The sequence below is a fragment of the Streptomyces lucensis JCM 4490 genome (assembly GCF_014650035.1).
GTDB lineage: Bacteria > Actinomycetota > Actinomycetes > Streptomycetales > Streptomycetaceae > Streptomyces > Streptomyces lucensis.
Genome location: NZ_BMUE01000004.1, coordinates 13,725 through 23,130, shown reverse-complemented (window position 1 = coordinate 23,130; position 9,406 = coordinate 13,725). Strand labels below are relative to the sequence as shown.

The 9,406-nt window shown below is 73.4% G+C and carries 11 protein-coding genes; 7 read left to right on the top strand and 4 right to left on the bottom strand.

The genetic code is table 11. From position 1 onward, the window contains the following. The first annotated feature begins 111 nt into the window (after positions 1 to 111). The 5 genes from IE177_RS11445 to qcrB all read left to right on the top strand — a co-directional run bounded on the left by IE177_RS11445 (position 112) and on the right by qcrB (position 5,453). Positions 112 to 315: an MbtH family protein gene (locus IE177_RS11445; RefSeq protein WP_190015155.1), complete on the top strand. Its 204-nt coding sequence runs from the start codon at positions 112 to 114 to the stop codon at positions 313 to 315. A 129-nt stretch (positions 316 to 444) separates the two neighbouring features. Further along, a complete protein-coding gene (locus IE177_RS11440) occupies positions 445 to 1,017 on the top strand; it encodes a GNAT family N-acetyltransferase (RefSeq protein WP_190015154.1) in 573 nt (190 codons plus the stop codon). A gap of 145 nt (positions 1,018 to 1,162) precedes the next feature. Then, positions 1,163 to 3,613: a SpoIIE family protein phosphatase gene (locus IE177_RS11435; RefSeq protein ID WP_373305068.1), complete on the top strand. Its 2,451-nt coding sequence runs from the start codon at positions 1,163 to 1,165 to the stop codon at positions 3,611 to 3,613. An 80-nt stretch (positions 3,614 to 3,693) separates the two neighbouring features. Further along, entirely contained in the window at positions 3,694 to 3,963 is a 270-nt protein-coding gene (locus IE177_RS11430) for a hypothetical protein (RefSeq protein ID WP_190015153.1), read from the top strand. Next, on the top strand, positions 3,960 to 5,453 hold the full coding sequence (qcrB, locus tag IE177_RS11425; RefSeq protein ID WP_190015152.1) for a cytochrome bc1 complex cytochrome b subunit: 1,494 nt from the start codon (positions 3,960 to 3,962) through the stop codon (positions 5,451 to 5,453). Before IE177_RS11430 ends, qcrB begins: the two co-directional genes overlap by 4 nt. Here the strand turns inward: qcrB and ctaF are convergent. Both ctaF and ctaD read right to left on the bottom strand, forming a co-directional pair. Next, a complete protein-coding gene (ctaF, locus tag IE177_RS11420) occupies positions 5,389 to 5,772 on the bottom strand; it encodes an aa3-type cytochrome oxidase subunit IV (protein WP_190015151.1) in 384 nt (127 codons plus the stop codon). The genes qcrB and ctaF overlap by 65 nt on opposite strands. Then, the gene (ctaD, locus tag IE177_RS11415; protein ID WP_190015150.1) at positions 5,769 to 7,451 is read right to left on the bottom strand and encodes an aa3-type cytochrome oxidase subunit I; all 1,683 of its coding nucleotides are present in this window, start codon (positions 7,449 to 7,451) and stop codon (positions 5,769 to 5,771) included. The genes ctaF and ctaD overlap by 4 nt, the downstream gene beginning before the upstream one ends. A gap of 144 nt (positions 7,452 to 7,595) precedes the next feature. Between ctaD and IE177_RS11410 the strand changes: the two genes are divergently transcribed. Together IE177_RS11410 and IE177_RS11405 are read left to right on the top strand one after the other, a co-directional pair. Further along, the gene (locus IE177_RS11410) at positions 7,596 to 7,961 is read left to right on the top strand and encodes a DUF6479 family protein (RefSeq protein ID WP_190015149.1); all 366 of its coding nucleotides are present in this window, start codon (positions 7,596 to 7,598) and stop codon (positions 7,959 to 7,961) included. Between the two features lie 88 nt (positions 7,962 to 8,049). Beyond that, positions 8,050 to 8,238 carry a hypothetical protein gene (locus tag IE177_RS11405; RefSeq protein WP_190015148.1) on the top strand — a complete coding sequence of 63 codons (189 nt, stop codon included), beginning with the start codon at positions 8,050 to 8,052 and terminating at the stop codon, positions 8,236 to 8,238. A gap of 42 nt (positions 8,239 to 8,280) precedes the next feature. On the opposite strand, the gene IE177_RS11400 is transcribed toward IE177_RS11405, so the two are convergent. Both IE177_RS11400 and IE177_RS11395 read right to left on the bottom strand, forming a co-directional pair. Further along, the gene (locus tag IE177_RS11400) at positions 8,281 to 8,865 is read right to left on the bottom strand and encodes a hydrolase (RefSeq protein WP_190015147.1); all 585 of its coding nucleotides are present in this window, start codon (positions 8,863 to 8,865) and stop codon (positions 8,281 to 8,283) included. A gap of 91 nt (positions 8,866 to 8,956) precedes the next feature. Then, a complete protein-coding gene (locus tag IE177_RS11395) occupies positions 8,957 to 9,394 on the bottom strand; it encodes a MarR family winged helix-turn-helix transcriptional regulator (protein ID WP_190015146.1) in 438 nt (145 codons plus the stop codon). Positions 9,395 to 9,406 lie beyond the last annotated feature (12 nt).

The following is a 9,406-nucleotide window of genomic DNA, read 5'->3' as shown; positions in this document are numbered from 1 at the left end:
CCGCGCCCCCGACCGCCGCCGCACCCGGCGGCGGCGGCACTCGACCAGACGACCGCACCAGACGAGACCGCGACCACCCGGAACCATCGGCCGAGCGACAAGGAACGAGACATGAACGAGAACACCCGCTACCAGGTGCTGCGCAACGACGAGGAGCAGTACTCCCTCTGGCCCGCCGACGTCGAGGTCCCCGCCGGCTGGCAGCCCGTCGGCAAGGAGGGCACCGAGGCCGAGTGCTCCGCCTACGTCGACGAGGTCTGGACCGACATGCGCCCGAAGAGCCTGCGCGAGCGCATGGAGAACGCCGGCGCCTGACCGGCCGGCACCACCGGCACGCCCGGCGGAGGCCGTCCCACGGCCTCCGCCGGCCCGTCACCCCCACCGCCCTTGGCGCCCCACCGCCCTCGGCCCCCGCCACACCGCACCACATCCGAGGAGCCCGCCATGAACGCCACGACCCCTGAACTGCGAACCGAACGCCTGCACTTCCTCCCCTACCGGCCCGAGCACGAGGACGTCTTCGTCGGCCTGCTGCGCGACGCGGAGGTGTGCCGCTGGATGGGGCAGGACCTCGTGCCCGAACCCCAGGTCCGCGAGCTGTTCCGCGCCATCCTCACCGACGTGTACCCGCAGCGCCGGTTCGACGTGTGGGGGCTGTGGCTGGACGGCACCTACGTCGGCCACGCCGAGATCAAGCCGACCGGCAACGTCGACGGCCACGAGCTGGTCGCGGCGCTCCTGCCCGCCCACTGGGGGCGCGGACTGGGCGGCGAGGCCGTGCGCGGCCTGCTCCGGCACGCCGCCGACGACCTCGGGCTCACGGAGGCGTACGGCATGGTGGGCGCGGAGAACACCGCCAGCCTCGCCCTCTCCCGCCGCCTGGGCTTCCGGCACGTCAAGGACGTCGTCGGGGACGACGGCTCGGTGACGAGGATGCTGGTCATCTCCACCGGCGCCGGCGAACCGGGCGCGGACGGGCCGCCGGCCGGCGCCGTGCGCGCCGCGGATCCGGTGTGAGCCGCGCCCGGGGCGGACCCACCACTGCCGGCCCACCCCGGGCCCCCACGCCCCCGGCCGCCCGTCGCGGCCCGCGGCCCCCGGCCGGTGCCCGCGTACGGTCGCAGGGGCTGCGCAGGCGGCTCATCCGCGCTGTAATGGCGACGTGGTCAGTGAGGGCGTCGCGGTGAGCAGCACGAGGGCGGAACGTGCTGGAGCCGCCCTCGCGTCCCTCATGGCGTCACCCGCCACCGCCGACCGGCTGCGTCGCGTCCTCGAACAGGCCCTCGTGTTCGCGAGGGCCGCCTTCACCGGGGTCTACACGCCGGGCGACGACCCCTCCCACCTGAACCTCGCCGAGTCGGCCGGCCTGCCGCGCACCCTTTACGGGCTGCGGGACGGCTATCCGGCCACGGGCGTCTCCCCGGTCGCCGAGGCCCACCGCCGCGGCCGGCCGGTGTGGCTCGGCCCCGAGGAACTGGCCGCCTGCCCCGAGGCGCGGCGCACCCCGTCCGGCGACTTCTCCCTGGCCGTCCTGCCGCTCGGCCCGGCGGGCGCGGGCTGTCTGCTGGCGATCAGCGAGCACCCCGGCGGCTTCGACGGCGACGACCGGGCCTGCCTGGAGCTGATCACCCGCGCGATCGCCGTACCCGCCCCGCCGCAGGCCGTCGCCGAGGACACCGGCGAGCTGCCCCCCGACACGTTCAGCCTGGCCATGGACAGCGGCCGGGTCGAGGTCGGTGACGACATCCTGCGGCTGTTCGCGATCGGCCGGGACGGCTTCGACGGCCGCGTGGAGACCCTGCTCGGACAGACCGTGCCCGAGGACCTGCCCGCGCTGATGTCCGTCGTCGAGGCCGACCACATGTCCATCGGTGACCGGGAACTGGAGTTCCGCATCCTGCAGCCCTCCGGCCCGCCCAAGTGGCTGAGGCTGCGCGGCCGGCTGCTGCCCGCCGGGGACGGCCGCCCGGCCCGGCTCGTCGGCACCGTCGCCGACGCCTCCACCCTGCGCTCCGACGTCACCGACGTGGCCCGCGTGCAGCGCCTGGCCGCCTCACTGGCGACCGCCGGCACCGTCAAGGACGTGGGCCAGGCCGTCGTCGCCGCCCTGCGCAAGCCGCTGAAGGCCGACCGGATCGCCCTGGCCGAACTGGAGAACGACCGGCTCGTGGTCACCGTCCTCGACCCGCCCGAACCCGAGTCCTGGCCGGAGGTGTGGCGCAGCGAGTGGCGCTCCGAGTGGCCCGACGCGCCGGTGCGCGCCATGCCCACCCTGGCCGCCGCACTGCGCGAGGGCCGGGCCCGCATCTGGCCCGCCGGCAGCCCGCTGGAGCCCGCCCTCGCCGAGGTCGGCCCCGGCGGCCTCGCCGTGCTGCCGCTGCCCGCCGGCGGCCGCATGGCCGGCGCCTGCCTGATCGGCTGGGACCGCCCGCACGACTTCGCCCCCGACGAACGCGCCCTGCTCACCGCCTGTGCCGCCCTGACCGGCCAGGCACTGCTGCGCGCCCACGCCTTCGACGCCGAGCACGAGCTCGTCGGCATGCTCCAGCGCACCCTGCTGCCCCGCCGCCTGCCCCGGCTGCCCGGCGCGGTGGCCGTCGCCCGCTACCTGCCCACCACCCAGGGCCTGGAGGTCGGCGGCGACTGGTACGACGTGATCCCCCTCGCCGACAACCACGTCGCCTTCGTCATCGGCGACGTGCAGGGGCACAACGCGGGCGCCGCCACCCTGATGGGCCAGATGCGCACCGCCCTGCGCGCCTACGCCGCGGAGGGCCACTCCCCGGACGTCGTCGTCGCGCACGCCAACCGGCTGCTGCTGGACATGGAGACCGACCTCTTCGCGACGTGCGGCTACGTCGAGGTCGACATGGAGCAGGGCACGGCCTGGTGCGTGCGCGCCGGCCACCTGCAGCCCGTGCTGCGCCACCCCGACGGCTCGGCCGAGATCGTGCAGGCCGAGGGCGGCCCGCCGCTCGGCGTGCTCGCCCAGGCCGAGTTCCCGATGACCCCGCTCCGGCTCCAGCCGGGCACGGTGCTCGCGCTGACCACCGACGGCCTGGTGGAGTCCGCGGACTCCGACATCGACGCCGGCATGGACCGGCTCGCCCGGGCACTGGCCGCCGCCGACCCCGCCCACCTCGGCCTGGTCGCCGACGCCCTGCTCACCGGCGCCCACCGCGGCGACGACGTGGCCCTGCTGCTGATGCGCTACGACGGCATGGCCGTACGGCCGTTGCGCGAGAGCTGGACCGTGTGGCGGGTGCCGGAGGCCGTCCGGCACGCCCGCCGCTTCACCCGGCGGACCCTGCGCGGCTGGGGCGTGCACCGGGACACCCTCGACGCGGCCCTGCTGGTCGTCTCCGAACTCGTCACCAACGCCCTGGTCCACACGGGCGGCCCGGTCCGGCTGGACATGAGCCTGGTCAACCACCGGCTGCGGCTCGCCGTCGCCGACGCCTCGCCGCGCAGCCCCGTGAAACCCGCCAGCATCGGCTGGGAGGCCACCGGCGGCCGGGGCATCCTCCTGGTGGAGGCCGTGTCCGACGCCTGGGGCACCATCCCGGTCAGCGGCGGCAAGCAGGTCTGGGCGGACCTCGTGCCCACCGGCTGACCCCCACACGGGTGCGGGCGGGAGCCGTTCGGGCAGGCTGGGGAGGCGCGCCGCGGCACTCGTGCCTAGGGTCGGTTGATGTGGCACACACCTTCGAAGAACTGGTGCAGAAACAGCGTGCGGCACAGGCGGCCCACACCATGGTCGAGGACCTGCGCACCACCTACGGCCCGCCGGCCGAGCGGCGCATGACGGGCGCCCAGTCGGGCACCTACGAGACCGCCCTGCGCGCCTGGCGCGACCTGGCCCGGGACGTGCAGACCGCGGTGAGCGAGTACGCCAGGGAGACGGGGCGCTCGCGGGCCGAGGTGGAGGCCGAGGTGGAGCGGGCCGCGGCGGAGGACGCGTGAGCCGGGCCGGTCGCGCCGCCGAGCGGCTCACCGACGCGGCCGACGCCCGGCTGCCCGTCGTGGAGGGCGGCTCGCTGCTGCGCAAGGCCTTCCCCGAGCACTGGTCCTTCTTCCTCGGCGAGATCGCCCTCTACAGCCTGATCGTGCTGGTCCTGACCGGTGTGTGGCTGACGTTCTTCTTCCAGCCGGAGATGCGCGAGGTCGTCTACGCCGGCAGCTACGTGCCGCTGGACGGGGTGCGGATGTCGGCGGCGTTCGACTCCACCCTGCGCATCAGCTTCGACGTGCGCGGCGGCCTGCTCATGCGGCAGACCCACCACTGGGCCGCGCTCGTCTTCATCGCCGCCATCGGCCTGCACATGCTGCGGATCTTCTTCACCGGCGCCTTCCGCCGGCCCCGCGAACTGAACTGGGCCATCGGCGTGACCCTGTTCATGCTCTCGCTCGCCGAGGGGTTCGCCGGTTACTCGCTCCCCGACGACCTGCTCTCCGGCACCGGGCTGCGCATCGCCCAGGGCATCATGACGTCGATCCCCGTGGCCGGCACCTACGCGGCCTTCTTCGTCTTCGGCGGCGAGGCTCCGGGACACGAGATCATCACCCGTCTCTACCCCGCGCACGTCCTGCTGCTCCCCGGCGCCATCATCGCCTTGGTGACGGTGCACCTGATCCTGGTGTTCCACCTCAAGCACACCCAGTGGCGCGGCCCCGGCCGCACCAACCGCAACGTCCGCGGCAAGCCCCTCTTCCCGCACTTCACCACGACCTCGGCCGGCCTGTCCCTGACCGTCTTCGGCGTACTGGTGCTGCTCGCCGGCATCGCCCAGATCAACCCCGTCTGGACCTACGGCCCCTACCGCCCCGACCAGGTCTCCACCGGCTCCCAGCCCGACTGGTACGTCGGCTTCCTGGAGGGGGCGCTGCGGCTCGCACCGCCGTGGGAGACGACCGTCGCCGGGCACACGTTCATGTGGAACGTGCTGCTCCCGGCCGTCGTCCTGCCCGGCCTGCTGTTCGCCGTGCTGTACGCCTACCCGTTCGCCGAGCAGCGGCTGACGGGGGAGTGGCGCCGTGAGCGGCACCTGTGCGACCGCCCGCGCGAGCGCCCCGTGCGCACCGGTCTGGGAGTCGCGGGCACCGTCTGGTACGGCGTGCTGCTGCTGGCCGGCGCGAACGACATCCTCGGCCAGACCTTCCGCGTCTCCGTCAACGTGCTGACCTGGGTGTTCCGCATCGCGCTGGTGGTGGCGCCGGTCCTCGCGTTCCTGATCACCCGCTGGCTGTGCCGGGCCCTGACGGCGGCCGAGGCCGAGCGCCTCGCCGAGGGCGTGCCCACCGGCGAGATCTCCCAGAACGTCACCGGCGGCTACGAGGGCGGCCACGAACCCGTCGAGACCTTCCGGCCCGGCGCCCCGCGCAGGCCGCTCACCGGTGCGCGTACTGGAACACCAGCCCGAACACGCCGCGCGCCAGAACGCCCAGACCGATGAGGAACAGCCACAGCCCGTAGACGACGCCCGTGGCCGTCACCGCGAAGCCGAGGGCGGTGACGACCGGCCACACGCTGCCGTCCGGGAAGAACGCCACCGGCCCGGCCCCGTCCGCCACGTCCGCGTCCGTGCGGTCCTGCGCGCGGCTGCCCCGGCGCCGGTACTGGACCAGGCAGAAGAACGCGATCAGCGCGGCCATCGCGCACGCCACGACCAGCGCGGTGGTGCCCGTCTCGTCCTTCGACCACACCCCGTACAGTGCCGCGGACCCGGCGAAGAACAGCGCCACCCCGCCGAACAGCAACGCCTCCGCCTTCATCGCGCCAGCTCCTCCCCGGCCGGGCTCTCGACCTCCGGATGGTGCAGGTCGAAGGCCGGCGACTCCGAGCGAATCCGGGGCAGCGCGACGAAGTTGTGCCGCGGCGGGGGACAGGACGTCGCCCACTCCAGGCCGCGTCCCCACCCCCAGGGGTCGTCCAGGCCGACCTTCTCCCCCTTGGCCGCGGTGCGCCAGACGTTGTACAGGAACGGCAGCGTGGACAGGCCCAGCAGGAACGCGCCCACCGACGACACGGTGTTGAGCAGCGTGAAGCCGTCCGAGGGCAGATAGTCCGCGTACCGGCGGGGCATGCCCTGCTCACCGAGCCAGTGCTGTACCAGGAAGGTCAGCTGGAACGACGGGAACAGCAGCCAGAAGTGCAGCTTGCCGAGCCGTTCGTCCAGCATCTTCCCGGTGAACTTCGGCCACCAGAAGTAGAAGCCGGCGAACATCGCGAACACCACCGTGCCGAACAGCACGTAGTGCAGGTGCGCCACGATGAAGTACGAGTCCGTCAGGTGGAAGTCGAGCGGGGGCGAGGCGATCAGCACCCCGCTCAGGCCGCCCAGCAGGAACGACACCATGAACCCGATCGACCACAGCATGGGCGTCTCGAACGAGAGCGACCCGCGGATCATCGTCCCGGTCCAGGCGAAGAACTTGATGCCCGTGGGCACCGCGATCAGGAAGGACATGACGGAGAAGAACGGCAGCAGCACCGCACCGGTGGCGAACATGTGGTGCGCCCACACCACCGCCGACAGCATGGTGATCGAGATCGTCGCCCCGATCATCGGCAGGTAGCCGAAGAGGGGTTTGCGGGAGAAGACCGGGATGATCTCCGAGATGATCCCGAAGAACGGCAGCGCCACGATGTACACCTCGGGGTGCCCGAAGAACCAGAACAGGTGCTGCCACAGCAGCGCGCCCCCGTCGGCCGCGTCGAAGACGTGCGCCCCGAACTTCCGGTCCGCCTCCAGCGCCAGCAGGGCCGCGGTGAGCACGGGGAACGCGGGCAGCACCAGGATCGAGGTGAACAGCACGTTCCAGGTGAACATGGGCATCCGGAACATGGTCATGCCCGGCGCGCGCAGGGTGACGATCGTGGCGATGAAGTTCACCGCGGTCAGCGTCGTCGACACACCCGACACCACCAGCCCCATCGCCCACAGGTCACCGCCCGCGCCGGGGGAGAAGTAGGCGCTGTTCAGCGGCGCGTAGGCGAACCAGCCGAACGCGGCCGGCCCGCCGGGCACCAGGAAGCCGGACACCACGATCAGGCCGCCGAAGAGGTACATCCAGTACGACAGGGCGTTGAGCCGGGGGAAGGCCAGGTCGGGCGCGCCGATCTGCAGCGGCATCACGGCGTTGGCGAACCCGGCGAACATCGGCGTCGCGAACAGCAGCATCATGATCGTGCCGTGGATCGTGACGAACTGGTCGTAGCCCTGCCTGTTCAGCACCTGGAGTCCCGGCCGGGCGAGTTCGGCGCGCATGCCGAGGGCCAGCAGCCCGGCGAGGAGGAAGAAGCAGAAGGACGTGACCATGTAGAGCCGGCCGATCACCTTGTGGTCGGTCGTGGAGGCCCAGCGCAGCACGGCCCGGCCGGGCCGTGGGGCGGGCGCCGTGTACCGGGAGGTGATCTCCGTGATCTCTGACAATTGCGGCGATTCGGTCATCGCCGGTGACGCTACTCCGAGCGGGCGTGGCGCCGTCCGCGCCACGCCCTGCGCGTCCGCTGCCGGACCCGGGGTCCGCTGCGCCGATCGGCTGACGGCCGCCGGCCAGGGCATCCCCGCCCGGACGCCGGGTACACGCCGTTCATGGACACTGCCAGGTACGAAGCAGCTTCGGGTGTACAGACCTTCGGGTACGTCGTCATCCTGGTCGCGGGCGTGGCCTGCGTCGCCGGGCTGATCTGGGCCTTCCGGCTGGGAAGCAAGGTGCGCCGGCGCGAGTCGCCGCCGCCCCGGCCCGAAGAGCAGCCCAGGGTGCCGCCGTCCGGGCCCGTGCGCGAGGTCCGCGAGGTGCGTGAGCCCGACGAGGTGCCCCGGGCCGCCGACGGCGAGCGGCTCACTCCCCATCAGCTCGGCAACGTCGGGACCAAGCGGGCCGACGACCAGAGCCGTCCGCGCTGGTCGCCGGGTTCCAGCGGGTCCTTCGGCGGCGGTGGCGGCGGCCGGACCTGAACCTCCGCCCGGGCGTCCGCGTTTGCGGGTGCCGCGGCATGGGGACCCGGCCGGGCACGGAACGCGAAGAGAATCGCGCAGAAGGAAGATGAGCGACGTGACCGCCCAAGCCAGCGAGAAGACCCCCCTCCCCTACGCCGAGACCGGCTGGTCGAAGGCCCGCCGGCGGCGGGGCCGGGGACTGCGCACCTGCCTCCCCGCCGTCCTGGACCGCACGTCCGCCGCCCAGGGGCAGGGCCCCGGGGGCGAGGACAACATAGTGCGCGGCGAGGACTGACCGGCCGGCGGCGTCCGGGACGGGCCGCGCGCGGCCCGTCCGTCAGGGGCGGGTCCTGGCCAGCAGCTCCAGGACCTCCTCGGTCGTGCCGGACTCGCCGAGCCGCGGAAAGATGCGCGCCACGCTGCCCGTGTGCGCCGCCGGGTCGCTGTCGGCCATCGCGTCCGTGGCGAGGGTGACGTGGTAGCCGTGGGCGTAGGCGTCGCGGGCGGTGGACTCCACGCCGATGCTGGTGGCGATGCCGGTCAGCACGATCTGGGTGACTCCGCGACGGCGCAGCTGGACGTCCAGGTCGGTGCCGTGGAAGGCGCTCCAGTTGTGCTTGGTGACACGGATGTCGCCGCCGTGCCCGGACAGCTCGTCGACAAGGACGTCCCACCCCTCGGGGAAGGCGAGCCCGCGTGCCTGGCGCTCGGTGCGGCCGGGGACGGCGTCCGCCCAGTCGGGCGCGAACGAGACCCGGACCAGGACCACGGGCAGGCCGCGGGAGCGGAAGGCGTCGGCGAGCCGGGCCGTGCGCGCCACCACGTCCGACGCGGCGTGCGGCTGGGTGGGCATGCCCACGATGCCGTTCTGCAGGTCGATCGCGACGAGGGCGGTACGGGGATCGAGGGTGGTGAGTGCCATGAGGTGGGTCGGGCCTTTCGGATCGTCCTGGGAGTTCGCGGGTTGGAGAGGCGAGCGCTGGGCCGGGCGGCGCGGGAATCCGCCCCGGGTGTCACGGCCGCGACAGCCGGTCCATCAGCTCCAGCGCCGTCAGGACCGTCCGCCGTTCCTCGTCCGTGAAACGCTCCTGGAAGGCGCGTGCCAGCCACTCGTCGTACATCTGCCTGTTGCCCTCGACGCGGGCCCGGCCGGCGTCGGTCAGGGTGACCAGCTGGCGACGGCCGTCGTCCGGGTCGGGGGCCCGGCGGATCAGCCCGTGCTGCTCCAGGGCGGCCAGCGTGGTGGCCATGGACTGCGGCCGCACCCCCTCGGCGCCGGCGAGGGCGCTGGCGGTGGCCGCGCCGTGCTTGCCGACCAGGGTGAGCGCCGACTCCTGGGACGGGGTCAGGCCGGCGTCCTGGGTGATCTCGCGGATGCGGCGCCGCAGCCGGCTGAACACCACACGCAGGTCGCGGGCGGCGCGCACGGCCGATTCGGAGACGTGGTCCATGCCGTCACTCTA